Source organism: Streptomyces sp. NPDC037013 (assembly GCF_055607265.1).
The window spans coordinates 90,572-117,556 of sequence record NZ_JBVJRV010000011.1; the positions used below are offsets into that span (position 1 = coordinate 90,572).

Sequence of the window (26,985 nt, forward strand, 5' to 3'; positions counted from 1 at the left end):
CGCACCCGTGAGGCGGCGACCTCCGCCGGTGCGGGGGCCAGCGTGGGGGCGCGCCCGGTGGGTCGCGGGCCGGGTGGCAGGGGCACCTGGGACAGCAGCCCCCTAGACCACCCCGCCAGACCTCACACGAGTGCCGACCAGCCGGGCGCGGCGCGCTGCGGGACGCGAAGCCGGCGGGCGACAGAAGTGCGGCCTGCGCCCTGAAGGTCCTCGCACGGCTGTCCTGCATGCTGTCCGGCGCGCACCTCGGCATCACGGTGACCGGTCTGATCCTCCGGCTCCATCGCCGCGCCGTCGGTGTCCGCGCTGCTGCGGCCCGTACTGCCCGTAATCGGTGCTCCCGAGAGTGCCGCCGGCGGGATCGCCGTAGTACTCGCCTTCGTCCTGGCCACGGTCGTGCAGATGGTCCCCGGGGAGCGACGAGCTCGCGCCGGTCGATGACCGGGGGACAACTACTCACCCGTCTTGTCGCGGAGTTTGAGCGCCCGGCCTGATCAGCGGGACCGAATCGGACCTGATCACGAACTCCCGCACCAAACCACTTGCGCCGATGGGGGCCTTCAGACATCCGGCGAACAGATCATCTCGGTTCCCGGGGACGCGGACACCGCCGGCCCCCCGACCACGGTCGCCGCACACTACCGCAGCCGCCTGCTCGTCCTCGACAGGCCGCTGGCCCTCGGCTCCGTACACGCTCGCGACGCCCCCCGCGCCCCTGCCGACGACACCTGTCACCTCACGGGCACGGTCACCCTGGTCGATCCGCTGGCCCGCTGACCCACCCGGGACACCCGCGGGTGGTCTGACTGTCGCTCTTCCTGGTCGCTAGCCCTCAGTCGCCTTCCCGGTGTGCTCAGGGCGTGGTGGTGTGGGTGGCACGGTGGGGAGAAGTCCCTCATTGATGATGTCGTGGGCGACGGCGCCGAGCAGGAGCTGGTGGTGGCGCGCGTGTCGGCGCATCGCGTCGAACGCCTGGTTGAGCGGGGCGTCGCAGCGGGCCGCGAGGATGCCCTTCGCCTGTTCGATGACGATCCGGCTGTGTAGAGCGGTGTGCAGTTGGGTGTTGACCGTCTCCTGGTGGCTCATGGTGCGGGCGTGCAGCAGGCCGATGGTGGCCGCGTCGGCCAGAGCCTGGGCCAGGAGCAGATCCTCGGCCTTCAGTGACCCGTCGGTGGCGTGGAGGAGCAGCAGGCTGCCGATGCTCTGCTGACGCAGCCGCATCGGGACGGCACCGGCCAAGACGTACCCGGCCGGGTGCATGTGCGCGGTCAGCCGTGGCCAGCGCGCCGCGGCGTCGGCCGGGTTCTGAGGGACGACTGGTCGGCCGGTGCGGTGGGCCTCTGTGGCCGGGCCCTGGGTCTGGGCGGTGTGCAGCAGGCGTTGCAGGCTGGGGGTGCAATCGCAGGGTGCGGGGCTGTACAGGTGGGGGCCGGGGTGGGCGAGAAAGACCGCGGCATCGGTGATGTCGAGGAGTTCCTTGCAGCGGATGGTCATCTGCTGCAGGAAGTCGATGACGTCGAAGTCCTCCACCAGGGTGTCGGCCAGTTCCACGAAGGTGCGTGCGATGAGCTGTTCCCTGATCATGGTCCTTCTCCTCTTGCTCCCGCTCGGGCCGTGCCCGGTGCCGTGGGGGGCCGGGACGTTCCGTCCTCACGTGGGCAGTTCCCGCTCGAGGAGGGCGCGAGCGGTGTCGGTCAGGGATTGGCCGGAGGAGAAGGCCTCGGCCCGGAGCCTGGCCAGTGCCTCGGGCAGCGCGACACCGAGCCGCACGCTCAGCGCCCCGGTCGCCTGGTGCACCTCGGCCCGGTGCAGGTCCACCGATCCCGCCCCGCCGTGTCCGGCCTGCACGGCGGAGGTGTCCGGCCAGCGCTTCAGCATGTGTCCGGCCAGCGCGTCGGCCACGCGCCGGCCCTCCGCCAGCTGACGACCGGTCAGAGGGCCTGCCCTGCGCCGGTAACCGGTCAGCGTTCCGATCAGCGCCGCCCCGATGCGCACGGGCCACACGAAGAGCGCCGCGACTCCCATGCCCTCCGCCTCGGGTACGAACTGGGGCCACCGCCGCAGCAACAGATCGGCGAGGTCGGGCACCTCTCGTATCCCTTCCATGTCCAGCAGATGCAGTCCGGGCCCCTGACCGAGGACACACTGCATGTCTTCCAGACGCGCACTGGTCTGATCGCTGAACCAGACCAGCTCCTCCTGTACGGAAACGGCCACACCGTCGAGACCCAGGGCGCGAGCGCACGAACGCGCCCAGCCCTGGTACCGCTCCTCGTCCACCAAGGAATCCAGGCTGCTCAGCAACTTCTCCACGCTCGCGCCACCGTCCACGCACGACCTCCCCGGCACTCCCCGGCGGATCCGACATGCCGCGTCAGTGTCAGGCACCGGCCGCCAGGTCCACCGTAGAACGCGGTACGGGGCACGGCAGCGGTTCCGCGCAATGCCCCACGGAAGGGGGAAAACCGCCGGGCCGGGCAAGGAGCAGAGACCCCGCGTCCCGGGTGGGTGCCGGTCGTCAGGCGGGCACCCCGGCCTCGTCCATGACCGCGGCCATCTCACCAGGTGGGAGAGCGGGGTTGGCGCCCGCGCTGGACGCGAGTTCGGGCAGAGCCAAAGCCTCCAGCAGCCGGGGGAGCGGCAGCCGGGGGTCGCAGGTCGCCGCCTGCCGCGTCCAGACGTCCGGATCGTGGCTCAGGCGTTCGATCAGTACGGGCTGGGCGGCCGGGTCGCGGACCACCAACTGCCGGTAGATGGCGTCCGGGTGGTCCGCGAAGCGGGCGGCGAGCCCGTCGCGCGGGAACCGGGGGTGGCCGGTCGCCATCCATGCGGAGAACGTCCCGCCGAGCCGCGCGTACACGCTCATCAGGACCTCCTCGGGCGTGTCCGGGTGGTGGATCGCCAGGTGGGTGCGTACGACGACGTCGGTGTCCTCGGCCAGCATTCCCAGGAGATCGGGGGGCAGGTGGCGGCTGCGGGCGGCGGCGCGGCGCAGCAGGGGGTGGGCGGAGGTCGCGGCCCGCCGCAGTACGTCCTGGTCGGCGAGGCCGGCCGCCACCCAGTCCACGTCGCGCCGGTCGTACGGGTCAACGGCGAAGTCGATCGCGGAGCGTCGGGCCTCGGTCAGCTCGGGCCGCAGAGAGACGGCGAGGCGTACGTCGGCGTCGGCGTCTACGGCGAGACGGTCCACGAGGTCGGCGGACAGCGCCGGGTTGCGGGCGAGTTCGACGAGGTGAACGCGTTCGACGAGGAACCGCTCGGCGTCGGCGCGGTCGAGCAGCCCGTGTCGCAGCACCTCGGGGAGGGTGTCGGGGGAACCGTTCAGGAGTGCGGCCGTGAGCCGTGCGTCGCGGGGGCACGCGCGCAGGGCGGCCGACCGCCGCACCTCGGGCTCCGGGTCGCGGAGGAGCGTGCCGCGTTCCGCGTCCGTGAGCCTGTCCCAGACGCGCGCGGCCACGCGACGTGCGGCCGGCTCGGGATGCCCGGCCAGCGAGGCGAGGAACGACGGTGCCAGGCGGGGCGATTGCAACAGCGCGTCACGCACGGACGGTTCGGGGTCTTCCAGGAGACGCCTGCACGCGTACTCCGGCAGCGGACGCACCTCCGTACGGTGATCGTGCGTCCCCTCCGGTCCGTACGCGACGGCGGCGCGCACCATGGGGGAGGGATCGTCGACGAGCCGGGCCCGCTGTTCCGGATCCGCCTGCCCACTCGTCGCGAGATGGACACGCGTGTCGATGACCGGGTGGGCGACGATGGCTGTCACAGCCGCTTCGGGCAGCCCCGGCCTGTGGAGGGCCTGGAACGGCGGGCCTTGGCCCCCGCCGACGAAGGCGATGAGCCGCAACAGCAGGGACGTGGGAAGGGCCGGGTTGGCGGCGACCCCGTCCAGCGCGGAGGAGTAAAAGGCGACCATGTCTCGGCTCTTCGACCTCCGGCCGGTGATCAGGACTTGTGGAACGATTCCGGACCTAAGGCGCGTGGGGGCTGGTTGCTACGGCGGACCGGACCCAGAGGTCCGGCAACCAGTATGGGACCACAAGCGCCGACGGGCTGCTCGTAGAGGCGCCGCCCGGGGTTGAGCGCAATACGGGCGAGGGCCGTGGTCCCGCCTCCCGGCCGGCTGCCTGTCGGGAGTCTGTCGGCGCCGGACGCGATCTGTAGGCGGCGTATCGGTGGAGGTTGCGACTCTGGTCGCGATGGTGCTCCCCGAGAGCACACCGTCACCGAGAGCACACCGTCCCCGAGTGCAAGGAGCCCGTCCTCATGCTTCCCCCATCCCGGAACCGCCGACCGTGGGACGTTCACCAGCTGCCGTCCGCCGAGGGAAAGACATTTCTGGTGACCGGAGGCAATGCCGGGATCGGCTACTTCGTCGCGGAGCAACTCGCCACCACCGGAGCCCGCGTCGTCCTGGGCAGCCGGGACGTCGCGAAAGCCGACGCCGCCATGGCCTCCATCCGCGCGCGTGTTCCCGCTGCCCGCGTACGCCACCTCCTACTGGACCTCGCCGACCTGTCGTCCCTGAAGACCTCCGTGGACACGCTCGGCCTAGGGCATCTCGACGCCGTGGTCCACAACGCCGGGGTCGCCCTGGACGATCCGCCGCGCCGGGAGACCCGGGACGGCCACGAGCTGATGTTCGGCACCAACCACCTCGGCCACTTCGCGCTCACCCGGTGGCTGGCCCCGCTCCTGTCAGCGGCGCCGGAAGGCCGCGTCGTGACGGTGGGCAGCTTCGCCGCCCGGTCCGAACGCCTGGACCCGGATGATCTGCAGTCGAAGCAGGACTACCGGCCCAAGCGCACCTACGGCAGGTCGAAGCTGGCGCAGATGTGCTTCGGCTTCGAGCTCGACCACCGCCTGCGCGCCGCCGGCAGCACGGTACTCAGTGTGGTGGCGCACCCCGGCGGCGCGCTGGACGGGCTCACCCCGTCGCGCCCGCCGGTACATGTGACCACCTCCGCGCAACGTCTGCGGTCCGCGCCCGCAGGGCTCATGGTGCAGGGCAAGGAGGCGGGGGCACGGCCCATCGTCCGTGCCGTCCTCGATCCGGAGGTGGAGGGAGGGCAGTTGTGGGGGCCGAGGGTCTTCGGCTTGCGCGGCGCGCCACGGCGGGAACCCGTCCCCTCGCATATGGCCGACCGGGCCGTCGCGGCCCGCCTGTGGGACGCAAGCTGCGAGCTGACCGACATCGATCCGCAGCTCGGCTTCTGCCTGGCATAGGGGAGGAACGCCACCTGCCGGCTTGCTCGGGGGGCAGCCGCGCGCGATCAGCGAGGGCGGGGAGCGGGTGCCACTCGTCAGACAAGCGGGCAAGCAGAGGAGCAGAGCAGCAGGCAAGCAGGTGAGCGGAGGAGCGGAGGAGCGGGCAAGCAGAGAAGCGGTGAAGCCGAGAAGCGCGCAAGTCGCTTCGGTACGACTCGCGCTCACTCACTCACCCACTTACGCTGCTGCTCCTCCCAAGCCGAGCAACTCGGCCAGCGTCGCGTAGGAACGGTCCCAGGTCCATTCCGTCTGGACCCAATGGCGGCCCTTCTCGCCCATCTGGTGGGCGAGTTCGGGGTTGCGCAGGAGTCTGGTCAGGCGGTCCGCCGTCGCGGCGACCGAGTGGCCGTCGATGACATGGCCGGTCTCTCCGTCCCGTACCGCGTCAGGGGCGCCGCCCGAGTCACCTGCCAGGACGGGGAGTCCTGACGCGGCGGCCTCCAGATAGACGATGCCCAGGCCCTCCACCTCCAGGCCGCGTCTGCGGGTGCGGCAGGGCATGGCGAAGGCGTCGGCGGCGGCGAAGAAAGAAGGGAGGGCGCGGTGGGGGTGGCCGCCCGCGAAGACGACCGCGTCCAAGACACCCTCGGCCAGGGCGAGTTGGCGCAGCCCTGCGGCGTACGGGCCGTCGCCGACCAAGAGGAGCATCGCGTCCGGCACCGCCCTGCGGATCCACGGCAGCGCCCTGATCAGCGTGTCCTGACCCTTGCGCGGCACCAGCCGGGCCGCGCAGAGGATCACCGGGCGGCGGCCCAAGCCGTAGCGGGCCCGCACCGGGCCGCCGTCCAAGGAGGGACGGAAGGCCGTGGTGTCCACGCCCGGGACCAGACGCGCGGTAGGAGTCCCCGGAGCGAGGGCCGCCTCGATCGGCCGGCGGGTGCTCGGGCTCAGCCAGGTCAGGACGTCGACCTGCGTGCCGATGCGGCGCAGCAGGCCGCGGGCGCCGGGGGTGCGAGCCCACCACACCTCGTGGCCGTGCGTGGTGGCGACGGCGGTACGGATCTCCGTCGTCTCCCGAAGCCGTCCCGCCATCAGGCCGAGCGGTGCCGCCGCGCCGAACCACACCCGGTCACAGCCGTACCGGCGGGCCACAGCCGCGGCGTGCGCGGTGGCCCGTGGGGTGGGCAGGAGAGTACGTACCGGGTGGCGGATCACCGGGTACGGAAAGGACTCGTCGGAGGCTTGCTCCGCGATGGCGGGGGTCGAGATTGTGGCAGGGACCGTGTCCGAGTCCAAGCCCGGGCCCGAACCCGAGCGCATTTCCGTGGCCCTGCTGGGCGACGAGGTGAAGACGACCACCTCGTCGGGCGGGAAACGGTCGGCCAGTTCGCGGACGAACGTCTCGATGCCACCCTGCCTGGGAGGGAAGTCATTGGTGACGATCAGCGTGCGAGTGCGGGAGCCGTTCGTCATACGAGGACCTTCTTCCTGGCAGAGGCGACCGCGGAGACCACGGAGACCGCAGTGACCGCAGTGCTGCCGTGCCGTGACATCCGGTACGCGGGCATGCCGAGCACCAGCGGATAGACGAGATAGCCGAAGCGCGTCGCCGGCATCAGGGCCATGGCCAGCCCCAGACCGAGCGCGAGCCGGGTGGCCGCCGCCCGATCCGTCCCCGGCGGCCGCACCACCAGCGACACCGCGATCAGCGCCGCGCTCACGGCGAGGAGCGCGAGCGCGATCACCGTGCCACCGGGGACGTACGTCGCCAGCAGATGGCCGGGCAGCGGGCTCGCGGCCGGCGACGTGATGTCCGTCAGGCCGAGAGGAAACGCGATGGCGCTCCGGTAGAAGGCGGCGGGGTCGGCGAGGGCGAAGGGCGCCACCGCCGCCGTCGCCGTGGCGAGGGCCACGGCCGCGTACCGCAGTGCGGGCCGCCCGCCGTGGCGTACGGAGATCAGCGCGAGTGCCACGGGAAGCGCGGGCCAGGCCGTCCACTTGAGTGCGGCGGCCGCACCGAGCACCAATCCCGCTCGGCCCGCCCACCCCCGCCCCGCGAGCACGACCCCGAGGCACATCAGGCCCACCACCGGCAGGTCGATCCCGCCCACCGCCATCGGCAGCGCGACCAACGGGCAGGCCAGCAGCCTGGCCCGGTACAGGCCTGCCGCGGCGAGTGCCGCCACGAAGACGCCGCCGAGCCACCAGCGGGCATCCCCGGGCAGCACGCCGAACAGCGCCATGCCGGGTAGGTAGGGGTTGAAGTCGGCGACGGTCGTTAGGTCGCTGACGTACGGACTACCGGTGGTGAGCAGCAGGTCTCCCGACCGTTCGACGACCGTGACCTCCAGCTGCCCGAGCCCCGCTGCCACGAGTCCGCCGAGCGGCACCACGACGGCCCCCGCCACCGCGGCCACCCGGGCGGCGGGACGGGAACGCGCACCGCATGCCAGGACCACCGCGACCGCGTACCCCCCGGCCGCCGTCACGCCCCACACCCGGTGCGGCCCCAGATCGGAGGCCAGGGCGAGGCCCAGCGCGACGACCGCGCAGGCGGCCCACACGTACCGCTCATCGAGCACGTACCGCTTGAGCCGCACGTACCACTCGAGCCACACGCACCGCTCGCGCCACACGTACCACTCGTGCCGCACGTACCACTCACGCCGCCCGTCGAGCACGTACCGTGCAAGTCTCTTCCTCATGTCCGTCGACGCTATGAATCCGCAGGTCGGACGGCGTCAACCGAGGCTCCGCACCTCGGAGTCAACCCGTGGCATGACATCCGCGCGCAGCCTCAACCCCTGCGGTGACGCGCGCATGTGCGCGAGCACGGATCATGAAGGCATGCGTACGTCCCTTCAACAGCGGCTCCACGCCTGGATCGCCGCGCCCGCCTACCCCTGGGTCACCGGTGGTGCCCTGACCGTCGCGGCCGTGGCGGAGCTGATCGCCTTTGCCGGATCCGTGACGACCATCGTCGGAGTGCTGGTCTCCTCCGCCTCCCTGATGTGGCGGCGGTCGTTCCCACCTGTGGCGGTGCTCACGGTCGCCGCGGGGCTGCTCGGGTTCGCGGGGGACGTCAACCTCTACGTCTCGATCATGGCGAGCGGGCTGATCGGCTGCTACACGCTGGGGCGGCACCGGGTCCTGCACCCCGCGCTGACCGTCGCGGGCGGTGCCCTCGGGGCACTGTGCGTGAACCTGGTGCACATCAACACCTGGTCGAAGATGGAGCTGCCGGTGCCCGCGCTCTGGGAGAAGGGTTCCCTCAGCCTGTTCACGGAGTCGTTCCTGCTGACCGTGGTCATCTTCGGGGCCGTCATGATGGGCGACGCGGTACGTTCCCGGGAGGAGACGCGCAACGAACGGAGCCTGGCGCAGGCCCAGTTGATCGCCATGGAGCGGCAGCAGGCGGCCGAGGCAGAACGCGCCGCCATCGCCCGCGAACTCCACGACATCGTCTCGCACTCGGTGTCGATGATCGCGGTGCAGGCCGAGAGCGCCACGTACACCACCCCCGGACTCACGCCCGAGGCCAGTGAGGGTTTCCAGCAGATCGCCGGCACCCCCGTTCCTCGATGGCCGAACTACGCCGCCTCCTCGGTGTTCTACGCAGCCCTCAGGGTCAGGGCGACACGGCGCCCACCGCCCCACAGCCGACCCTCGACCACCTCGCCGAACTGGTCGAGCAGCACCGGGCGGTGGGCGGCACGGCCGAGCTGAAGGTCACGGGGGAGCGGGTGCCGCTGCCCGCCGCGTGGGAACTGTCCGCCTACCGGATTGCCCAGGAGGCGCTGACCAACGTGCGCAAACACGCACCCGGGGCCCGTACGCTGGTGGAGATCGACTACGGCGCGGACCGACGGCTCACACTGCGCATCCACGACGACGGTCCCGGCGCCGGCCCCGGCTCCGCTCTTGGCCCCGACCCCAACTCCGGCGCGGGCCACGGCCTGACCGGGATGCGGGAGCGGGCGGCCCTGGTCGGCGGTCGGCTCAGCGCGGGCGCGGGCCCGAACGGAGGCTTCCTGGTGGAGGCGGAGCTGCCCTGGGGGACCGGATGATCGGCACGGAGAAGGAATCGGGTGTGATCAGGGCACTGGTGGCCGACGATCAGGCGGTCGTCCGCACCGGCTTCGTGAATCTCCTCAACACCCAGGAGGACATCGAGGTCGTGGGCGAGGCGGAGGACGGCGTGCAGGCGGTGCGCGTCGCCGCCGAGACCCGACCCGATCTCGCGCTCCTCGACATCCGGATGCCGCACAAGAACGGCATCGAGGCGGCCCGCGAGATCCTGGCCGCGTCCGGCGGCGCCACGAAGGTGCTGATGCTCACGACCTTCGGCCTCGACGAGTACGTGTACGACGCGCTCGCGGCCGGGGCGGGCGGCTTCCTGCTCAAGGACGCCACATTTCCCGAACTGCTGCACGCGGTACGGGTGGTGGCAGCCGGGAACGCGCTGCTCTCGCCCGAGATCACCAAGCGGGTGATCGGTGAGTTCGTGCATGCGCGCACGTCACGGCTGCCGGTTCACTCCGTGGGGGAGCTCACGGCGCGCGAGGCGGAGGTGCTCACGCTGATCGCGCGGGGGCTGTCCAACGCGGAGATCGCGGCCCGGCTGACCATCACGGATCACACCGTGAAGACCCACATCAACCGATTGTTCGCCAAGCTGGAGCTGCGGGACCGGGCGCAGGCCGTGATCGTGGCGTACGAGTGGGGGCTCGTACGGGTGGGAAGCGGAGCCGTCTGACGGCGGGGGATTCCGCTTGGCGGTGGGGGACTCCTCCGGTGGCTCTATCCGTTCGAGCACTACTGGAAGTGGCGTCTCAAGGCGCTGTCGCTCTGACCCTGGCCGCCACCAAGTGACCGGCACCGGGCATGGCGGCGCGGTCGCCGCGGGACGACACCTGCTCGTCCCGCGACGACCGCACCTGCCTGTGCGCCCCGGGTCCTAGCCGCAGGGAATCACGTAGCGGACGGGGTTCCAGTCACCGTGGGCGTCCGAGCTGTACGCCCGCGGTGTCTTGTAGACCAGGGTGCCGTTGGGGCTGTACATCCGGGCCCGCCGGCTCTCCAGGTCGCGGGTCTGGTCGTTGACCCAGGACCCGCCGCTGCCCCAAGTGGACACGTAGTACTTCGTGTTGCACTGGCGCATCTTTATGATGGTCCCCTGGAAGTTGTCCCTCTGGTAGGCGCAGAAGTTCCCGGACACCCCCGGAACACCCAGGCACGGGTCGGCGGCGGGGCGCAGGCCGTTGCCCGAGGCGAAGTCGCGCGGGTGGGCCTCGCCCGGCAGGGCGACGAGGACTTCGCCCTTGCCCTTGAGGTCGATCTTGTTGAGCGCGACCTGGGTCCCGCCCATCTTCTTCACGTAGCGGTCGACGTCCGCCTGCAGCGCCGTGGTCTGCGCACTGGTCAGGTGCGCCGAGTCGGCCTGCTGGGCGAAGCGCGTGGCGCCCGAGGCCCCGGAATCCGCCTGGGCGGCGCCCACGCCCGTGACGAGCATGAGCGCGCCGCTTGCCGCCGCGATGGCGATGCGACCCTTCGTGACTGCCATGTCTTTCCCCCTGTTTCTTCGCGGTTCCCCGCGCTGAAGGCGCCGCCCTTTTGCGGCGCCCTCAGGAGGTTGCCATCGGGGCCAATGCGCCGCGTCCACCCTGGAGTTGAGCCGGGGTAAACCTTCGCGGTAAGCGCCACGGATGACGGCGAACGGATGACGGCGAACGGACGACGGCCTCCCTGGCCGGGAGAGCCGCCGCCGACACTGTGCGCCCGTTGGTTCAGTCGGTTCACCCCGGCTCCGGCAAGTCCATCCGAGCGAGCTCGGCGGGGGTGGTCACGGCCGTGATCTCGGTGATCCGGCCTTCGGCGACGGTGAAGGCGAGCAGCGAGAGCGGGGTGCCGTCCGTACGCCAGGAAATGATCCCGGGGCGTCCGTCGACGAGTACCGCGCGCCCCTGGCCGGCCGCGGCCGCGGACAGGCGTGCGCCAGCGGCGACTTTGGTGGCGCCGAGGGCGACGACCATGCCGTCGGGAGTGTCGACGGTCAGTTTTACGTCGGGGTCGAGGACGCGCAGCAGCTCTTCGAAGTCACCGTCGCGCGCCGCCGCCAGGAACGCCTGGACGACCTTCCGCTGTTCCTGTCCGGCATCGGTCCGCCGCTCGGCCCCCTGTACCTTTCTGCGGGCACGGCTGGCGAGCATCTTGGTGGCGGCGGTGGACTTGCCGAGGATCTGGCCGATCTGGTCGAACGGCACCGCGAAGAGGTCGTGCAGCACGAACGCCAGCCGCTCGTTCGGCCGGAGTGAATCCAGTACGACAAGGAGCGCGAGTCCCACGGTGTCGGCGAGCACGGCGTCCGCTTCCGGCGCGGGCCCGTCGTCGAGCGTCACCAGGACTTCGGGCAGACCGTCGTCGTAGGACGCCTCAGGGCGGACCTGGCGCGAGCGCAGGACGTCGAGGCTGATCCGGCCCACGACCGTGGTCAGCCACCCCGCGAGGTTGTCGATGGCTGCCGCGTCCTGGCGGGACAACCGCAGCCACGCCTCCTGGACCACGTCCTCGGCGTCGGCACGCGAGCCGAGGATGCGGTGGGCGACCGCGAGCAGCCGGTCGCGCTGGGCCTCGAACCTCTCGGCCGTCGGGTCCGCCGGGGCCGTCGGGTCCGTCGTGCTGGTGTCGTGCATGTGGGTACCTTCCTCGGATCCGCTCCGTCATGGGTGATGACGTGCCCGGAGGGGCTCAGGTAACCGATGAGGGCCCGTGTGTCTTCAGTCCCGCCCGGGAGCGCCCGGCGCTCGCGCTCACCGAGGCCGCCACCCGGCTCCAGGACGGCGCGCCGGGCGTGACCGACGAGCTCTGGGGCGAGGCGGCAGCCCGCTGCAGCGACGCGAGGAAGACCGGTGAGCCCTGCCCGCACCCGGACGACGGAGGCCTGGCAAGCTGACGTCGTGATGATCGTGGCTCGCTTCGTCTTTGTCCTGGTGGTGACGTGGGCTGCCCTCGTCGTCGGGGTCGTGGCTCCCGCGGTGCTGCCGGAGAAGTGGCAGTACTACATTTACTCGCCCGCCAGCGTCGGGCTCTGGCTGCTCGCCATGCTGGTCGTCCCTCTCGTCGCACTGGTCCTGAAGTGGCAGTGGATCAAGCGCGGGTAGAGGGCGCGCCGGAGCGTCAGGGTGTCTCACGAGCGTCAGGGTGTCTCACGGCCTCGCGCCCGGTGACGTATTAGCTTCAGGACGCGACGGGACGCGGACCCCTCCGCGTCCCGTATCCGTTTCCCTGCCTGACCTGTTTCTCGACCTGTTTCCCCGACTCCGTGAGGCAGCACCCATGAGCCTGAGCATCCGCAACCAGATCCCCGGCACCGTCACGTCCGTCGCCACCGGCGAGGCCATGGCGACCGTCAAGGTCCGCCTCGCGGGCGGCCAGGACCTCACGGCCGCGATCACCGCCGAGTCCGTCAAGGAACTCGGCATCGCCGACGGCTCCGAGGTGAAGATCCTCGTGAAGTCCACCGAGGTCTCCCTCGCCACCGGGCCCGTCCAGGGCGTCTCCATCCGCAACCAGCTCGCGGGCACGATCACCGGCATCGCCGTCGGCGGCGCCATGGCCTCCGTCACGATCGACGTACAGGGCAGAGCCCTCACGTCGGTCGTCACCAAGGACGCCGTCGTCGACCTGGATCTGGCCGTCGGCTCCTCCGTCGTCGCGCTGATCAAGTCGACTGAGGTCAGCCTCGCCACCAACTGACGCCCGGCTCCACCTGACCCTTCTCCTGCCTGACCCCCACTCCCACCTGACCCCTCTCCGTATCCGTCCCGGAGACCGGATGGTGTCGGCCGTCCGGGGCAAGTGATCGGGAACGTTCGACGGGAACGGCTGTGCGGCGGAGTCTCGACGGGAGCGATCACGTGTTCGACGGTTTTGAGCTGCAGGAATACGACGGTGACGGCGCCCGGCTCCGCGTACGTCACGGCGGCAGCGGCCCTGCGGTGCTGCTCCTGCACGGGCACCCCCGCACGCATGCCACGTGGCACCGCGTCGCGCCCCACCTCGTTGCCGCCGGTCACACCGTCGTCTGCCCCGACCTGCGGGGCTACGGGCAGTCCTCCAAGCCGCCGACCGACGGCGAGCACCGCCCGTACTCCAAACGTGCCATGGCGGCGGACTGCCTCGCCGTGATGCGGCGTCTGGGGCACGAGAGGTTCGCCGTCGTCGGCCACGACCGCGGGGCCTACGTGGCGACCCGGCTCACCCTGGACCACCCGGAGGCGGTCTCGTCCCTCGCCGTGCTGGACGCCGTTCCCATCGGCGAGGCGCTGCGGCGGTGCGACGCGGGGTTCGCAGCGAGTTGGTGGCACTGGTTCTTTCTCGGTCAGACCGACAAACCCGCCGAGCGCATCATCAGCGCCGACCCGGATGCCTGGTACAAGGCCACTCTCGAGCAGATGGGCGCAGAGGCGTACGAGGACTACCGGCGCGCCATCCACGACCCGGCCACCGTGCACGCCATGTGCGAGGACTACCGGGCCGGGCTCGGCATCGACCGGGAGCACGATGACGCCGACCGGCGATCCGGCCGGCGCATCCGGTGCCCGCTGCACGTCTTGTGGGCCACCCGTGACGACATGGTCGACCTCTACGACGATGTCCTGGAGGTGTGGCGCCCCTGGGCGGGCGATGGACTGAGCGGCGGCCCGATCGACTCCGGCCACCACATCGCCGAAGAGGCCCCCGAGCAACTCGTCGCCGCGCTCCGCGAGTTCTGGCGGACCGCAGCGGAGCGCCCGGCACGGACGGCGCCCGCGGGGCGGATGACCGGGCTGGCCGACTGACCCCTCACGGCAACGGAAGCCGCCCGGCCGTGGCCACCTGGCAGATACGGGCACGGACACGGGCACGGGAGGTCAGGACAGGATCTCGACGTACCCGTCGGTTCCGTGCACGCGGATGCGTTGGCCGTCCCTGATCAGTCGTGTGGCCTGCTCGACTCCCACGACGGCCGGCAAACCGTACTCCCGGGCGATCACCGCGCCATGGGTCATCAGGCCGCCCACCTCCGTCACCAGGCCCGCGATCCCCACGAACAGCGGCGACCAGCTGGGGTCCGTGAAGGTCGTGACCAGGATGTCGCCCGCCTCGAGATCCGCGTCCGCCATGTCCAGGATCACGCGGGCCCTCCCCTCGATGGTCCCGGCGGAAACCGGCAGGCCGGTCAGCGCGCCGGCGGGGACGTCGTCCCGCCGGTACGACCCGGTGATGGCCTCGCCCTCCGAGGTGAGCACCCGGGGCGGTGTGAGCGCTCGGTACGACCGGAACGCCTCCTCGCGCCGCCGGATCAGCCCGCTGTCCAGCTGGTGCGAGCGGACGACGTCGTGCAGTTCCTGGAAGGTCAGGTAGAAGATGTCCTCCGCGTCCGACAGCACACCGGCCTGCACGAGACGCGCGGCCTCTCCCATGAGGGCCTGCTTGTAGACGAAGTAGCGACTGATGATGCCGTACTTCGGGTACTCCCGGTATCCGATGAAGGCTCTGACCTGGTCGATCATCTGCTTCGTCTCGTCGGCTCGCCGGTCCCCGTCCGGCAGGGCCCGCAAGCGGGACAGCACGTCCCGCTCCTTCTCCAGGGCCTTCTGTCGCCCCTCTTCGAAACGGCGCTTCGCGGCGCCGGGGCCGAAGTTCCTGACGTTGTCGAGGATGGCGGGCACGAGCGTCGAGGGGCGCTCGCGCCAGCGTGGCCTGGTGATGTCGATCTCGCCGGCGCAGCGCATGCCGTACCGGTCGAGGTAGGCCTCGATGGCGTCACGCGCCTCGCCTCCACCCGTGAACTTCGCCAACTCGTCCAGAAAACCATCGTCTTGGACGCCCTGGAGGAACGCCACGACCTCCGGATACGGGCGGATCACGTCGGCGACGTCGAGCAGCGCCAAGCCCATCTCGGAGGTGATGTTGTCGGGGGCGGACAGTGTGAGCGTGTCAGCGGCGTTCTTCTCGCCCAGCCACTCCTGCAGCTTGTCGTTGAGCCACCACGTGGCCTCCATCCCCGCCATGATCGCCCGGAAGTTCACCGGGTCGGACAGGACCCTCTTGTGCTCCTCGAAGGCCTCCAGCAAGAAGTCGAAGAGCGCCGGTCCCGTCTTGGTCCGGACGTCACGCTCCAGTGCGGCGACGGACGCCCGGCTGCGCTCGATCAGTTCGGCGACGATGGCCGGGTCCGCGTCGGTTGCGGCGGGCGCGCCACCCGGCGGTGGTCCGGCGGGAGCCTCGTCCGGGAGCGAGGGGACGAAGTCGCCGCGTTCGAGGACGGTCTCCAGCGCGTCACCCGTCAGCGGATCTCCTCTGCCGATGACGTCCAGGAGGCCCGCGCGGCTCGTGGGTGAGGCCAGACGCCGGGTGACGTCGACGAACAGCCTCCCGCCGGCCTCGTGCATCGGGACCATGGCCGTCAGCTGCCACATGGAGAGCCCCAGGGGCTTCATGGGGTCGGTCATCATCTGCTGGTGGCCGACGGAGACGTAGACGTGATTCTCCTGGTCATCGGCGTCGGGTACGGGGAAAAGCGTGGTGATCGGCCGGCTCTGGACGATCTGGAAGCCGTCCTCGGCCAGGCACCACTCGATGTCCTGCGGGCGGCCGAAGTGAGCCTCGATCCGACGCCCGAGCCGTACGAGCTCCAGGACCTGCGCGTCGGTCAGCGCCGGCTGCTCCTGCTGCCGCGGGTCGATCGTCACCTCCCGCGTGCCGCCGTCCGGCAGGGCGCGCACGGCACGCTGTTTCGCGGAGATGGTCCTGGCGACGACCGCGCCGTCCCGCACCTTGAAGACGTCCGGGTTCACGAGGCCGGAGACCAGAGCCTCGCCGAGACCGAAGCCGGCGTCCACGGTGGCGACGTGCCGGTTGCCCGAGACGGGGTCGGCGGTGAACAGGATGCCGGCGGCGTCGGAGAACACCATCCGCTGCACGACCACGGCCATGTGGACCGTCCGGTGGTCGATGCCGTTCCGCTGCCGGTAGGTCACGGCCCGCTCGGTGAACAGCGAGGCCCAGCACCGGCTGATGTGCCGGAGGATCGCCGCGGGCCCGATGACGTTCAGGTACGTGTCCTGCTGGCCGGCGAAGGAGGCTGTCGGCAGGTCCTCGGCCGTCGCGCTGGAACGGACGGCGCAGGGGGTCCGCTCGCCCAGCGGGGCGAGCGCGTGGGTGATCGCCGCCGCGAGGTCGTCCGGGACGGGGATCTCTTCGATGGTCCGGCGGATCTCCGCGCTGAGCGTACGGATCGCCTCCCGGCCCTCCGCGTCCTCCGGGCTCAGGCGCGACAGCTCGTCGAGCCGCTCGTCCAGCCGGCCGTCGATCGCCGGCCCCTCCGCCATGACCCGCCGGAAGGCGTCCGTGGTCACGCAGAAGCCCTCCGGCACCCGGACGCCTTCGATCCGGGACAGCTTGCCCAGGTGCGCACCCTTACCGCCCACGACCGGGAGCCGGGTCTCGTCGATGTCCCGGAGGTCCAACACGTACTGCTCGCTCACCCGCACGTAGCGCTCCATTTCCGCAGGTTGTGGCTTCGGCCGATGATTGTGCGCCGTGACCGGGGCCTTGCGGCAAGCCCCCCATCGCGCTATAACTTGAGAGTGGCAAGGAGAGCGAATCTCCTTGCCTTTGTTTTTTGCCCACCCCCGGAGGCTGTGTCGGCGTGCCCGCGTCTCCGCGGGTCAGTGGAGGCGGGGCCGGTAGATGAGCTCCTGGATGTGACCGTCGAGCGTGCGCTGCTCGAGCAGTTCCAGGTCGAAGTCGGCGGCGCCCCGGAAGACGGGGTCCAGGCCCGTCTGACCGGTGACGACGGGGAAGAGCGTCACCTGCAAACGGTCGACCAGGCCGGCGGCCATCAGCGCGCGGTTCATCGCCAGGCTGCCGTGCGAGCGCAACGGCACATCGGACTCCTCCTTGAGCCTGGCGACGACATCGACGGCGTCTCCGCTGACGACGGTCGCGTCCGGCCAGTCGAGCGGGCCCTCCAGCGTCGTCGACACCACGGTCGCGGGCAGGTTCCTCATCCGCGTGACCCAGGGATCGCGCACGTCGGACTCCTCGGTGCTCTCGGCCAGCATCTGTGCGAACAGCCGGTACGTGTTGGCGCCGAAGACCATGCGCTGATCCGCCCTGTACAAGGAGAGGCGATGGTCGAGCAGCTCGGGGCCCTGCTTCCCCCAATAGCCGGTCCAACCCCCGCTCGCGGCGCCATAGCCGTCAAGACTGGAAAAAATGTCGAACGTATAGGTGGCGGTCATGTCGCTCTCCTTGAGTGCGGTTGATCGAACGGCGTATGCGGAACTGGGGCCCTCGCATTCGAAGGCCCGGCACATTCCCGGACCAGGCACATTCACGGACCTGGCACATTCATAGACCCGGTACGCATCCGAAACTCATCGCCCGGCGGTCAGACATCAGGGAGGGACACTTGATCGGCCGAGTGTCGGCTGTTCATGTCTGTTCACGTCTATTCATGGGTGGGTGTACGCAATAGGCTGAGCGGCCTTCGCATTCTGGGGAGGTCCTGTGAACGGTCTCCGTGCGACCATCATCTGCTTTCTGATCGCGTGCGTCGCGGTGGTGTCACCGACGGCGGCCGCGAACGCAGCCGGGACGACCGTGGCCGTGACGCCGAAGTGGTCCGCGCTGCCGGTGCCGGCCGCGGCCTCGCCGGTGACCGTCCACGATCTCGCGGCGCGCGGTCCGGGCGAGGCCTGGGCCACCGGTTACGAGAACGCCGTCGACACCATGCGGCCGATCCTGTACCGGTGGGACGGCACGGCATGGAGCCGGGACACGACGTTCCCCGGCGCGGGTGAACCGGGCTGGCTCGGCAAGGTGCAGTTCGTCGGCAACGAAGTGTGGATCTTCCACAACCGCGCGGGGGAGGGGGAGATCCTGCGCCGGTCGGCAGGCGGCTGGAGCACCGTTCCACTGCCGCGGACGCTGTGGACGTACCAGGACTTCACCGCCGTACCGGGTGCCGCCTGGGTGGTCGGGGAGGACGACACCGGGCTGAAGGTGCTGCACTACGACGGTTCCCGTTGGACCGCGCAGACCACCCCGGAGGGCGTGCTGTATCTGATGGGGATCACGGCGCGCTCCGCCGACGACGCCTGGGCCTGGGCGGACACCAACACCGGTGCCGCCATCCTGCGTTGGGACGGCACGGCGTGGCGGGATGCGAAGGTGCCGCTGCCGCCGAACAGCAACGTGCACACGATCCTGCTCGAACCGTCCGGCCGGGCCACCATCGGCGGCAGCCAGTACACCAATGGCGCCGCCCGCACCTACCTCATGACCTGGAACGGACAGACCTGGCACACCACTTACCCGCCCCTGGGCGACACCTACACCGAGGGCATGGTGCGCGGCCCCGACGGCGCGCTGTGGCTCCCGATGCGCAGCGACCACGCGTTCCAGTCGAAGTACGCGCGCGTGGACGGCAAACGCACCACCTTCTCGTACGGTCCGGAGCGCACGAACGCGATCGACGTCAAACCGCGTGCGCTGGCCAGGACCGGCTCCTCACTGCTGTCCTTCGGGACCGTCGAGATCTACGGCTCGAAACCGAACCTCATGAGCGAGCGGCTGGGAGGCTGACCATGGCACGCAGACTTTTCGCCGCGGCCCTCGCCGTCGCCCTGACCCTCATGGCCGTCGTCACCTCCGCGGCGGCCGAAGCCGGGTCCTGGCAGCACGTGCCGGTTCCCTCCGAGGTGCGCCCCCAGGCCGGTCTGAACGAGGCCGTGGCCTTCGGGCCGGACCTGGCCTGGGCCGTGGGCAGCGACGCCGTCGGCCGCGAGGCGCCGGGCTTCCCGCTGGTGCTGCGCTGGGACGGGACCGCATGGCAGCGCCAGGGTCTGCCGGGCATCCGCTGGCAGGGAGACCTGCTGTCCGTCGCCGCGACCTCGCCCACCGCGGTCTGGGCCGTCGGCCGCGACTCGGCGGGCGGCGCCCACCTGCTGCGCCACGACGGCAGCGCCTGGTCCGAGAGCCGGTCGCCGCGCGGTGTCCTGCTGACCAAAGTCGTCGCGGGCGCCGGTGAGGCGTGGCTGATCGGTTCACGGGACGGCGCGCAGGTGCTGCTGCGCAGGGACGGCCGCGGCTGGGAGGACGTACCGGTGCCGCCGGGATCGGTGTACGGCCTGCACATCAAGGCGGCCGACGACGTCTGGGCCGCGGGTGACACCAACTCCGGTGCGGTCGTGTCGCATTGGAACGGCAAGGAGTGGACGCAGACGATCGTGGACGGCTTCCCGCGGTCGGCCGTGGGCAGTGTGCTGGCCGTCTCGCCGACGGAGGTGTGGGCGGGCGGCACGGCGGGCTTCGTCGGCGGGCCGGTGGGCAAGCCGATTCCGCCGCTCCTGGTCCGCTGGGACGGAGAGACGTGGAGCAAGGTGACCGTGCCCACCGACTTCGGCTCCGTCACCTCGCTGACGCCCGGCCCGACGGGAGGACTCGCCTGGGTCTCGGTGGCCCGCTCGCAGAAGTGGGGCCCGCCTGGCAGCTATCCGCCCCTCGTGCCCGGCCCGGACTTCCTTTCCTGGAACGGCCAGTCGTTCACCGAGTACAGCGAGCCGGCGGTGGCCGGGGAAGGCGACTCCGCGGTACTGCGGCTCGCGCCGGTACCGGGCTCGGAGACGGTGTGGTCGGTGGGCCGCGCGGACGGCCCCGGGGGCACGTTCGCCCCACGCATCCTGCGGTACGGCTGAGTCGGGCCCCGAAGCCCTGGACCGGACTCCGAGCGCTTCTCGTGGGCCAGACGGCTCTTGCCTGCGTGGGCCTCGGGGGCGTCCGGTGGCGAAGAGGCCGGCTGGCTCGACCGGCTTGTCCGAGCTGACGGCGGTGCCTGGTTCGGGCGGGGCAGGCAGCGCGGTGTCGTGCTTGCCCGGGCCCCTGGGGTTCGCCGGAGCCATGCCGCCCTCGCCCGGACAGCCTCACCCTGGCTCTTCCCCGGCGGCCAGCCCGGCCGCCCGATCAACGTCTGGGCCATGGGCGAGCGACTCCGCAAACTCGGCTCCGGCTCGCCGAGACCCGCTCAACCGCCCTGTTCCAGCTCGCCACCGAACTGCCTGCCGCGGTCCTCGCCCGCCCCCTCGGCATCGACATCACCGTCGCCGTCACATGGCAGCGAGCCGCCGCCGGAGACTGGGGCGCCTACACAGCCGAGGTCAGCCGCCGGACAGCTCCTGAGACCCGTTTCCCGGATCAGCTCCCGCCGACGAACCCGTTCCGGACGAAACCAAGGTCGACGGGAGTCGCCGGTGCACCGGCTTTCCGCACATCGGCGAGCAGTTCGGGCAGCTGCGGCGGCCACAACGGCTCACCGTCACCCGACAGATCAGCTGGCGACCACCATCGCCACCACAGGATCTTGTCTGCGGCATGCGAAGCAGCAAGGTCGCCGACTGGATCACGGCGAGGACCATGCGCGAGGAAGATGTGCTCGTGCTGGCGAACCGGCACCCCTGCCCTGGTGAAGTCGTGTTCCCACAGACACAGCAGGGTGCCGTCGATCTCGATGTCGGTCCATCCCGTCTCCTCGCGCAGCTCGCGCTCAGCGGCCTGAAGCGGCGATTCACCCGGGTCCAGTCCGCCGCCGGGCATCGCCCAGTGGACGCCGACTTCCTCGTTGTCATACCGGAACATGAAGACCGACCCCGCCGGGTCCAGGACTGCGACTCTGGCTGCTCCTCTGGGTATCCGCATCAGGCCAGCCTGCCAGCGTCGAACACCGCTGTCGATCATGTCCACGGCAGGGCATTCGGAGAGTTCCAGAACCCGAGCCCACCATCAGCCATCTACCCTGCCGAGATCGATTTGGGGCTTCCTCGCCCCCGGCGTGCCTAAGGCGCATTCCGCAGATCACTGGGGTGGATGTTGCTGGCCAGTTGAGCGTTGACCGTTCCCAGGAGCCGGGGGAGTGTCGTCACGAAGATCAACCAACGCTTTGGAGTTGCCACGAGTCCGCAGTCGCGCCAGGAGAATGAAGGATCCTGCCGACACGATCAGTGCTCAGGCGGCAGTCGATGCCATGAGCCGAGCGGGCACGATCAGCTTGGCGGCCGTCGCCGCCTCTACGGACTGGACCGTCACACCGGGGGCGAGCTCCGCCAGCCGGAATCCCTCGGGTGTGACGTCGAGGACGGCGATGTCGGTGATGACGCGCTGGACCACACCGCGGCCGGTGAGCGGCAGGGTGCACTCCTCGACCAGCTTGGGGCTGCCGTCCTTGGCCGTGTGCTCCATGAGGACGATGACCCGCCGGGCTCCGTGCACCAGGTCCATCGCGCCGCCCATGCCCTTGACCATCTTGCCCGGGATCATCCAGTTGGCGAGGTCGCCGGTGGCGGAGACCTGCATGGCGCCGAGGACGGCGGCGTCGATGTGACCACCGCGGATCATGCCGAAGGAGAGCGCGGAGTCGAAGAACGAGGCACCCGGCAGCGTGGTCACCGTTTCCTTGCCCGCGTTGATCAGGTCGCCGTCGATCTCGTCCTCGGTCGGGTACGGCCCGACGCCGAGGATGCCGTTCTCCGACTGGAGGACCACTTCCACCCCGGGCGGCAGGTGGTTGGGGATGAGGGTGGGCAGGCCGATGCCGAGATTGACGTACGAACCGTCGGTCAGTTCGCGGGCGGCCCGGGCGGCCATCTGCTCACGGGTGAGGGCCATGTCAGGCACCGGCTTCCTGCTGGGTACGGGCGGTACGGACGGTACGGCGTTCGATCCGCCGCTCGGCGGTGGGGTCGGCGGGGTCGACGCGCACCACGCTCTGGACGAACACGCCGGGCAACTGCACCTCGTCCGGGTCCAGTTCGCCGGGCTCGACCAGATGCTCGACCTCGGCGATCGTGACCTTGCCGGCCATCGCCACCAGCGGGTTGAAGTTACGGGCGGAGGAGCGGAAGACCAGGTTGCCGTGGCGGTCACCGAGGGTGGCGTGCACCAGCGCGTAGTCGGTGGTGATGCTCTCTTCCAACAGGTACTCAACGCCGGCGAAGACACGGCTCTCCTTGGGCGGGGACGCCACGGTGACGGCGCCGTCCGGCCCGTGGCGCCAGGGCAGGCCGCCCTGGGCGATCTGGGTGCCGGCGCCGGCCGGGGTGTAGAAGGCGGGGATGCCCGCGCCGCCGGCCCGCAGCCGCTCGGCGAGGGTCCCCTGGGGCACCAGCTCCACCTCCAGCTCCCCGCTGAGGTACTGCCGGGCGAATTCCTTGTTCTCTCCCACGTACGAGCTGGTCATCCGGGCGATCCGGCCCGCCCGCAGGAGCAGGCCGAGTCCCCAGTCGTCCACGCCGCAGTTGTTGGAGACGATCCGCAGTCCGGAGGCGCCCTCGTTCAGCAGCGCGTCGATCAATGCGCTCGGTATGCCGCACAGACCGAATCCGCCGACGGCGAGTGACGCCCCGTCGGGGATGCCTATCACCGCTTGGGCGACGTCCGCGACCGTCTTGTCCAGACCCATGCGACCTCTCTTCGTCAGTGATGCCTTCGGCAGTGCTGCCGCTCGACCGAGTCGGCGCTGAGCCTAGAAATCCCGGACCGCCTTTCACCATGGCTCTTGCTCACACACCGAGAGCCCCACGTATGGCGGTCACACGCAGCCACGCAGGAGATCGCTAGATTCCGCAAAACACCCGTCCGCCGGTGCTGCCTGGGGCTGGGGCACATATGCGGGTCGTATGAATGTCATCAGCGCCCATGCCTACCCGGCGGTGCCTGCTCCCCGCAGCAGTTCCAGGCCGAGCGGTGTGCAGGAGTGCCAGACGGCCTTGCCGTCGCGCTGGGTGACGATGAGGCGTGCGTCCCGAAGGGTCTTGGTGTGCTCAGAGGCTGAGGACTTGCTGATGCCCAGCTCCTTGGCGATGTCCGACGTACTGTGTGCACGCGGGAGAAGGTCCAGGATCGCTGCCCGCGTCCGGCCCAGCAGGACGCCCAGGGGATCGGCGGGGGCCTCTTCCAGCAACGGGAGCGCGGTGACGCCCGGGTAGATCAGGATGCTGGGCGCGTCGTCGTACAGAGCCACCATCGGCCTGGACCACAGGACGGACGGCAGGAGCACCACTCCGTGACCCGCCAGGGCGACCTCGGCGTCATCGGGCCGGGGGAAGACGAGCGTCGTTCCTTCCCATCTGCCGCCACCCACGAGTCCGGCCAGTGTCGTACGGATGCCATCTCTGGCCAGAAGCCGGGTACGCCAGGCGCGTTCAGCCTGAAAGCCGGCCTCGATACGGCTCCAGGACTCGTTGATCAGCGCTGAGTGGGCCGTACGCAGGGACTGTTCGAGGGTCTGCCAGGCCTCCCGCTCCTGAGCGGCGAGATCCTTGATCCATGGGGTGACCGGCCGGTGCGTGGGGCACACCCGGTCGAGTTCGGCCCGCACGCGGGCGGGGGGCGTCGCCCGGATCCGGTGGAGCCCCTCCTCGAGCCCTTTGCTGAGTGGGTCGAGGAACATCGGGCCTCGCGCCGTGGGAGGCACCAGACCGAACAGGGCGGCCGCCTCCTGGGGAAAGACCTCCCGCGTCTTCCGTTGCCAGCGCGCGAACTGTGCAACCGCCCCTCGCTGGAGCAACGCCACGGCGAAGCCCAGTTCCATCAGCGGCGCGGGATCGGCCGCGAATGTCACTCGTAGCAGATCTTCGGCAGTGAAGTGCAGCCGCAGCAAACGTCCTCCCCCCATTGGTCAAACGGGTAGCGCCGCTTTCAACTGCCTTTCCCCCAGGGACAGTTCGGCCACAACCGAAACCATCGCAGCCTCCGATAGGCAGTGGCGAGCATGGAGCGCACGAACACGACCGATGTTCTCGGTGGCCCCGCCATGTCAAAAGGGGCTGCCCAGCCAGTTTGTGGGCACGAAAGAGCCGCCGTGATACCGGATCCAGGCCCTGGGCTCGTCGCTCAGGCCTCCGCACGCACCACGCACCACGCAGGCACCACGCGCCAACACGACCCTGCCCTCGACAACACCGAGCAGCAAAGCGTGCAGCACAATTCCACGCCTCCACAACGCCAAGCCTCCACGCCTCCACACCTCCACAGAAAAGAGAGGACAGCCATGCGAAAGACACTTGCCGCAGCCGCAGGATCCACGCTATTGGTGCTCGGTGGTCTCACCGCAGCGCCCGCCACAGCGAACTCGGACGAAAACGCGCAGCCGCTCATCACCTGTGCGGCCGGAGACACGTGCTTCTGGGTGAACAGCAACTACGGCGGGGCCCGGGGCCACGTCGCGGGCGACAACCGCAACTTCACGCGTTTCGCGCAGAGTCAGTGCAGGAGCGGCACCTGGAACGACTGCATCAGTTCCATCGCCAACCGTGGAAGGGAGTGCACGGTCTACTACTGGACGGACGCCGACTACCAGGGCCGCTATCACAGCCTGGGCAGGAACGACCAGGTTCCCGACTTCGGGGCGGCGCCGCCGGTGGGATACAACGACCCGGCGTTCAACGACCAGATCAGCTCCAACCACTGGTGCACGCCGAAGTGATGAGGCGTCCCCCAAGGGTGCTGTGGCTCACCATGGCGGCCCTTGCCGCGGTGTCCGGCTGCGCCTCGGCGCAGCCGGACACCGCGGCGACGCCGCTGCCGAAGCCGCCCGCGTTCAGCGGGCGGTTGAGTCCCGAGGCACTCGACATGGTGACCCGGTCGGGGACGTGGCCGCGAGCCCAGCAGACCCTGGACACAGCGGTCAACAAGCTCGTCCACCGGTGCATGAAGGACAAGGGCTTCGCCTACCCGGCAAAACGGGCCCCGCTCCCCACGTCGCTCGATGACACCACCGCGGTCGTTGACCTCCCGGGTCGTAGGAGGCACGGCTACGCCATCGCCACCACCCCCCGGCAGTCGGGGCCGCCACCGGCCCCGTATTACACCGACCTGTCACCGGCCCGGAAGCGCTCCTTCGACCTGGCCTTCTCCGGCCCCGCGGATTCCGGCGACGTCGACGTCTCGACGGGCACCGGGACCGTACGCGTACGTCGGCAGGGCTGCGACGCCGAGGCCCGCCGCGAGCTGACCGGTGACGTCACGGTGTGGGCCCGCATGTACTACACGCCGGAAGCCCTCAACGGCCGCCTCGACGCCAAGGTGCCCAGAGCCCGGGAGTACACAGCCGCGATGTCCGCCTGGCATTCGTGCATGGCGAAACGCGGGTACGCGTACCGAACTCCGGAGGAGGCACAAGACTCCCTCACTCGGCGCTTCCTGAAGAACAAGCACAACAAGCGGGCGTCGAAGGAAGAATTCCGGAAGCGCGAGAAGGAAGTCGCCGTGGCCGACGGAGAATGCGCCATCGAGGCCGATCTCCCCGGAGCAGCTGTACGGGTGCGACACGCACTCATCGCCACTCTCCCGAGGAAGGACCAGGCAACCTTGGCCGAGCTGGCGGGTTACCAGAGCGAAGCGCTGAAACGGGCGGAGGCGACCCTCGACCGTTGACCCGGACCCGGACCCGCGGTAGCGGGGCCTACGAGAGCACCTGACCAAGAGATTCACGGACGGCGTGGCATGGGGCACGCCGGTACGGGGGCGCTGCGGATCTCTTCGCGGTAGATCCGCAGGCCGGCGGGCTGCACCGCTCCTACCGCGTCGAGGGCGGCACCCACACCGACTCCGTGGTGGGCACCTTCCCCGACCGGCTGCGGCCGCTCGTCCCGCCGCCGCTCGGCATTCATCGCCCTGGAGGGGTAGCTGAACCACTCCCACCTGCCGTCGGCCCGGCCGGACGCACGTTACCCCGCCTGCCCGGGGCCGACGCGCGGCCGCGCTGTTGACCACCTGCCCCCTCGGCCGCACCGACCGCCAGGGACAACCCCCTCACGTCATGCGCGGACATGGAAGCATCCGCCACCCCCGGGCGGGCCATTGTGGGGTTCGTCGCCATAGGCGAGCCGACCAGGTGTCTCTACTGTTTCCGGCCATGACCAGGGAATTTGCAACCTCTCATCCGTCGGGGCCGACCGCCTCGACCCTGTCGGCCGCGGGCGGCGTGGACCTGTCCGGTCGGGCCGCGCTCGTGACCGGCGGCGGCAGCGGTATCGGCATGGCCTGTGCCGCCGCCCTCGCCGTCGCCGGCGCGGAGGTCCACGTGGTCGATGTCGACGCCGAGAAGGCCAAGACGGTCGCCGAGGCCATCGGGGGAGTGGCCCACACCGCCGATCTGGCCGACCCGGACGTGATCGACACGCTCCCCGCGCACATCGACGTCCTCGTCAACAATGCCGGGCTGCAGCACGTCGCCCCGCTCCACGAGTTTCCGCCGGAGCGCTTCGCGCTCATCCAGCAGGTGATGGTCACCGCCCCGTTCCTGCTGATCCGCCGCGTACTGCCGCACATGTACGCCGCCGGATGGGGCCGCGTGATCAACATCTCCAGTGTCCACGGACTGCGCGCCAGCGCCTTCAAGAGCGCCTACGTCACGGCCAAGCACGCCCTGGAGGGCCTGAGCAAGGTCACCGCCGTCGAGGGCGCCCCACACGGTGTGACCAGCAACTGCGTGAACCCCGGCTATGTCCGCACCCCCCTGGTCGAGGGCCAGATCCAGGACCAGGCCGCGGCCCACGGCATCAGCGCCGGCGACGTCCTCTCCGATGTCCTGCTCTCCCGCGCCCCGATGAAGCGGCTTCTGGAGGCCGAAGAGGTGGCCGCTGCGGCCCTGTGGCTGTGCGGGCCGCACACCAGCTACATCACCGGAGCCTCGCTGCCCCTCGACGGCGGCTGGGGAGCGAGCTGATTCCG

Annotated in this window: 24 protein-coding genes and 2 pseudogenes; 13 read left to right on the forward strand and 13 right to left on the reverse strand. The window is 70.4% G+C overall.

Translation table 11 applies throughout. The features are described 5' to 3' along the window. Positions 1 to 140: 140 nt before the first annotated feature. Positions 141 to 417 (forward strand): annotated as a pseudogene (locus tag ACZ7DY_RS34705) (CNNM domain-containing protein); the annotation flags it as partial. Positions 418 to 825: 408 nt separating this feature from the next. Here ACZ7DY_RS34705 and ACZ7DY_RS34710 read toward each other — a convergent pair. The 3 genes from ACZ7DY_RS34710 to ACZ7DY_RS34720 all read right to left on the reverse strand — a co-directional run bounded on the left by ACZ7DY_RS34710 (position 826) and on the right by ACZ7DY_RS34720 (position 3,916). Continuing rightward, on the reverse strand, positions 826 to 1,584 hold the full coding sequence (locus ACZ7DY_RS34710) for an ANTAR domain-containing protein (protein WP_471142761.1): 759 nt from the start codon (positions 1,582 to 1,584) through the stop codon (positions 826 to 828). Positions 1,585 to 1,650: 66 nt separating this feature from the next. Then, positions 1,651 to 2,331 (reverse strand): ANTAR domain-containing protein, encoded by a 681-nt coding sequence (locus ACZ7DY_RS34715; RefSeq protein ID WP_471142763.1) that lies wholly within the window; start codon positions 2,329 to 2,331, stop codon positions 1,651 to 1,653. Between the two features lie 187 nt (positions 2,332 to 2,518). Continuing rightward, complete coding sequence (locus ACZ7DY_RS34720; protein WP_471142765.1) at positions 2,519 to 3,916, reverse strand: Mucin-2; 1,398 nt, start codon at positions 3,914 to 3,916, stop codon at positions 2,519 to 2,521. A gap of 350 nt (positions 3,917 to 4,266) precedes the next feature. Here ACZ7DY_RS34720 and ACZ7DY_RS34725 point away from each other — a divergent pair, with 350 nt between their 5' ends. After that, complete coding sequence (locus tag ACZ7DY_RS34725; protein WP_471142766.1) at positions 4,267 to 5,226, forward strand: SDR family NAD(P)-dependent oxidoreductase; 960 nt, start codon at positions 4,267 to 4,269, stop codon at positions 5,224 to 5,226. A 219-nt stretch (positions 5,227 to 5,445) separates the two neighbouring features. Here the strand turns inward: ACZ7DY_RS34725 and ACZ7DY_RS34730 are convergent, their stop codons facing one another. Next, positions 5,446 to 6,681: a glycosyltransferase family 4 protein gene (locus ACZ7DY_RS34730; protein WP_471142767.1), complete on the reverse strand. Its 1,236-nt coding sequence runs from the start codon at positions 6,679 to 6,681 to the stop codon at positions 5,446 to 5,448. Further along, positions 6,678 to 7,913 carry a glycosyltransferase 87 family protein gene (locus tag ACZ7DY_RS34735; RefSeq protein ID WP_471142769.1) on the reverse strand — a complete coding sequence of 412 codons (1,236 nt, stop codon included), beginning with the start codon at positions 7,911 to 7,913 and terminating at the stop codon, positions 6,678 to 6,680. The genes ACZ7DY_RS34730 and ACZ7DY_RS34735 overlap by 4 nt, the downstream gene beginning before the upstream one ends. 142 nt (positions 7,914 to 8,055) lie before the next feature. On the opposite strand from ACZ7DY_RS34735, the pseudogene ACZ7DY_RS34740 reads away from it, so the two are divergent. Then, positions 8,056 to 9,275, forward strand: a pseudogene (locus ACZ7DY_RS34740) (sensor histidine kinase). After that, complete coding sequence (locus ACZ7DY_RS34745) at positions 9,272 to 9,964, forward strand: response regulator (protein ID WP_471142772.1); 693 nt, start codon at positions 9,272 to 9,274, stop codon at positions 9,962 to 9,964. Before ACZ7DY_RS34740 ends, ACZ7DY_RS34745 begins: the two are co-directional and overlap by 4 nt. A 201-nt stretch (positions 9,965 to 10,165) precedes the next feature. On the opposite strand, the gene ACZ7DY_RS34750 is transcribed toward ACZ7DY_RS34745, so the two are convergent. Beyond that, positions 10,166 to 10,771 carry a peptidase inhibitor family I36 protein gene (locus ACZ7DY_RS34750; RefSeq protein ID WP_471142773.1) on the reverse strand — a complete coding sequence of 202 codons (606 nt, stop codon included), beginning with the start codon at positions 10,769 to 10,771 and terminating at the stop codon, positions 10,166 to 10,168. A 232-nt stretch (positions 10,772 to 11,003) separates the two neighbouring features. Then, entirely contained in the window at positions 11,004 to 11,900 is an 897-nt protein-coding gene (locus tag ACZ7DY_RS34755; protein ID WP_471142775.1) for a sigma-70 family RNA polymerase sigma factor, read from the reverse strand. A 29-nt stretch (positions 11,901 to 11,929) separates the two neighbouring features. Here ACZ7DY_RS34755 and ACZ7DY_RS34760 point away from each other — a divergent pair, with 29 nt between their 5' ends. The 4 genes from ACZ7DY_RS34760 (at position 11,930) to ACZ7DY_RS34775 (ending at position 14,048) form a co-directional block, all read left to right on the forward strand. Further along, positions 11,930 to 12,160: a hypothetical protein gene (locus tag ACZ7DY_RS34760; protein WP_471142778.1), complete on the forward strand. Its 231-nt coding sequence runs from the start codon at positions 11,930 to 11,932 to the stop codon at positions 12,158 to 12,160. Positions 12,161 to 12,167: 7 nt separating this feature from the next. After that, a complete protein-coding gene (locus tag ACZ7DY_RS34765) occupies positions 12,168 to 12,368 on the forward strand; it encodes a hypothetical protein (RefSeq protein ID WP_471142994.1) in 201 nt (66 codons plus the stop codon). A gap of 175 nt (positions 12,369 to 12,543) precedes the next feature. Continuing rightward, on the forward strand, positions 12,544 to 12,963 hold the full coding sequence (locus tag ACZ7DY_RS34770) for a TOBE domain-containing protein (RefSeq protein ID WP_471142781.1): 420 nt from the start codon (positions 12,544 to 12,546) through the stop codon (positions 12,961 to 12,963). A gap of 161 nt (positions 12,964 to 13,124) precedes the next feature. Beyond that, on the forward strand, positions 13,125 to 14,048 hold the full coding sequence (locus ACZ7DY_RS34775) for an alpha/beta fold hydrolase (protein ID WP_471142783.1): 924 nt from the start codon (positions 13,125 to 13,127) through the stop codon (positions 14,046 to 14,048). Positions 14,049 to 14,120: 72 nt separating this feature from the next. On the opposite strand, the gene rph is transcribed toward ACZ7DY_RS34775, so the two are convergent. Then, positions 14,121 to 16,757: a rifamycin-inactivating phosphotransferase gene (rph, locus tag ACZ7DY_RS34780; RefSeq protein WP_471142785.1), complete on the reverse strand. Its 2,637-nt coding sequence runs from the start codon at positions 16,755 to 16,757 to the stop codon at positions 14,121 to 14,123. A gap of 165 nt (positions 16,758 to 16,922) precedes the next feature. Then, the gene (locus tag ACZ7DY_RS34785; RefSeq protein WP_471142787.1) at positions 16,923 to 17,498 is read right to left on the reverse strand and encodes a dihydrofolate reductase family protein; all 576 of its coding nucleotides are present in this window, start codon (positions 17,496 to 17,498) and stop codon (positions 16,923 to 16,925) included. Positions 17,499 to 17,766: 268 nt separating this feature from the next. On the opposite strand from ACZ7DY_RS34785, the gene ACZ7DY_RS34790 reads away from it, so the two are divergent. Next, positions 17,767 to 18,843, forward strand: a complete 1,077-nt coding sequence (locus tag ACZ7DY_RS34790) for a hypothetical protein (protein WP_471142789.1) — start codon at positions 17,767 to 17,769, stop codon at positions 18,841 to 18,843. 2 nt (positions 18,844 to 18,845) lie between these two features. Beyond that, positions 18,846 to 19,955 (forward strand): hypothetical protein, encoded by a 1,110-nt coding sequence (locus tag ACZ7DY_RS34795; protein WP_471142791.1) that lies wholly within the window; start codon positions 18,846 to 18,848, stop codon positions 19,953 to 19,955. Positions 19,956 to 20,451: 496 nt separating this feature from the next. Here the strand turns inward: ACZ7DY_RS34795 and ACZ7DY_RS34800 are convergent, their stop codons facing one another. The 4 genes from ACZ7DY_RS34800 to ACZ7DY_RS34815 form a co-directional block, all read right to left on the reverse strand. Then, complete coding sequence (locus ACZ7DY_RS34800) at positions 20,452 to 20,991, reverse strand: NUDIX hydrolase (protein ID WP_471142998.1); 540 nt, start codon at positions 20,989 to 20,991, stop codon at positions 20,452 to 20,454. Positions 20,992 to 21,258: 267 nt separating this feature from the next. Then, positions 21,259 to 21,918 (reverse strand): CoA transferase subunit B, encoded by a 660-nt coding sequence (locus ACZ7DY_RS34805; protein WP_471142794.1) that lies wholly within the window; start codon positions 21,916 to 21,918, stop codon positions 21,259 to 21,261. 1 nt (position 21,919) lies between these two features. Then, complete coding sequence (locus ACZ7DY_RS34810) at positions 21,920 to 22,711, reverse strand: CoA transferase subunit A (RefSeq protein ID WP_471142795.1); 792 nt, start codon at positions 22,709 to 22,711, stop codon at positions 21,920 to 21,922. Between the two features lie 240 nt (positions 22,712 to 22,951). Further along, a complete protein-coding gene (locus ACZ7DY_RS34815) occupies positions 22,952 to 23,872 on the reverse strand; it encodes an ArsR/SmtB family transcription factor (protein ID WP_471142798.1) in 921 nt (306 codons plus the stop codon). A gap of 429 nt (positions 23,873 to 24,301) precedes the next feature. On the opposite strand from ACZ7DY_RS34815, the gene ACZ7DY_RS34820 reads away from it, so the two are divergent. From ACZ7DY_RS34820 to ACZ7DY_RS34830, 3 genes are all read left to right on the forward strand, one after another. Beyond that, positions 24,302 to 24,736, forward strand: a complete 435-nt coding sequence (locus ACZ7DY_RS34820; RefSeq protein WP_471142801.1) for a peptidase inhibitor family I36 protein — start codon at positions 24,302 to 24,304, stop codon at positions 24,734 to 24,736. Continuing rightward, the gene (locus ACZ7DY_RS34825; RefSeq protein WP_471142803.1) at positions 24,736 to 25,686 is read left to right on the forward strand and encodes a hypothetical protein; all 951 of its coding nucleotides are present in this window, start codon (positions 24,736 to 24,738) and stop codon (positions 25,684 to 25,686) included. Before ACZ7DY_RS34820 ends, ACZ7DY_RS34825 begins: the two co-directional genes overlap by 1 nt. A gap of 550 nt (positions 25,687 to 26,236) precedes the next feature. Beyond that, positions 26,237 to 26,980 (forward strand): 3-hydroxybutyrate dehydrogenase, encoded by a 744-nt coding sequence (locus tag ACZ7DY_RS34830; RefSeq protein ID WP_471143000.1) that lies wholly within the window; start codon positions 26,237 to 26,239, stop codon positions 26,978 to 26,980. Positions 26,981 to 26,985: the final 5 nt, after the last annotated feature.

Bases quoted from the DNA above. Each gene is read 5' to 3' on its own strand.
- ACZ7DY_RS34710 (WP_471142761.1), bottom strand. From the start codon at position 1,584: ATGATCAGGGAACAGCTCATCGCACGCACCTTCGTGGAACTGGCCGAC.
- ACZ7DY_RS34720 (WP_471142765.1), bottom strand. From the start codon at position 3,916: ATGGTCGCCTTTTACTCCTCCGCGCTGGACGGGGTCGCCGCCAACCCG.
- ACZ7DY_RS34725 (WP_471142766.1), top strand. From the start codon at position 4,267: ATGCTTCCCCCATCCCGGAACCGCCGACCGTGGGACGTTCACCAGCTG.
- ACZ7DY_RS34730 (WP_471142767.1), bottom strand. From the start codon at position 6,681: ATGACGAACGGCTCCCGCACTCGCACGCTGATCGTCACCAATGACTTC.
- ACZ7DY_RS34735 (WP_471142769.1), bottom strand. From the start codon at position 7,913: ATGAGGAAGAGACTTGCACGGTACGTGCTCGACGGGCGGCGTGAGTGG.
- ACZ7DY_RS34745 (WP_471142772.1), top strand. From the start codon at position 9,272: ATGATCGGCACGGAGAAGGAATCGGGTGTGATCAGGGCACTGGTGGCC.
- ACZ7DY_RS34750 (WP_471142773.1), bottom strand. From the start codon at position 10,771: ATGGCAGTCACGAAGGGTCGCATCGCCATCGCGGCGGCAAGCGGCGCG.
- ACZ7DY_RS34755 (WP_471142775.1), bottom strand. From the start codon at position 11,900: ATGCACGACACCAGCACGACGGACCCGACGGCCCCGGCGGACCCGACG.
- ACZ7DY_RS34760 (WP_471142778.1), top strand. From the start codon at position 11,930: ATGGGTGATGACGTGCCCGGAGGGGCTCAGGTAACCGATGAGGGCCCG.
- ACZ7DY_RS34765 (WP_471142994.1), top strand. From the start codon at position 12,168: ATGATCGTGGCTCGCTTCGTCTTTGTCCTGGTGGTGACGTGGGCTGCC.
- ACZ7DY_RS34770 (WP_471142781.1), top strand. From the start codon at position 12,544: ATGAGCCTGAGCATCCGCAACCAGATCCCCGGCACCGTCACGTCCGTC.
- rph (WP_471142785.1), bottom strand. From the start codon at position 16,757: ATGGAGCGCTACGTGCGGGTGAGCGAGCAGTACGTGTTGGACCTCCGG.
- ACZ7DY_RS34785 (WP_471142787.1), bottom strand. From the start codon at position 17,498: ATGACCGCCACCTATACGTTCGACATTTTTTCCAGTCTTGACGGCTAT.
- ACZ7DY_RS34795 (WP_471142791.1), top strand. From the start codon at position 18,846: ATGGCACGCAGACTTTTCGCCGCGGCCCTCGCCGTCGCCCTGACCCTC.
- ACZ7DY_RS34800 (WP_471142998.1), bottom strand. From the start codon at position 20,991: ATGATCGACAGCGGTGTTCGACGCTGGCAGGCTGGCCTGATGCGGATA.
- ACZ7DY_RS34805 (WP_471142794.1), bottom strand. From the start codon at position 21,918: ATGGCCCTCACCCGTGAGCAGATGGCCGCCCGGGCCGCCCGCGAACTG.
- ACZ7DY_RS34810 (WP_471142795.1), bottom strand. From the start codon at position 22,711: ATGGGTCTGGACAAGACGGTCGCGGACGTCGCCCAAGCGGTGATAGGC.
- ACZ7DY_RS34820 (WP_471142801.1), top strand. From the start codon at position 24,302: ATGCGAAAGACACTTGCCGCAGCCGCAGGATCCACGCTATTGGTGCTC.
- ACZ7DY_RS34825 (WP_471142803.1), top strand. From the start codon at position 24,736: ATGAGGCGTCCCCCAAGGGTGCTGTGGCTCACCATGGCGGCCCTTGCC.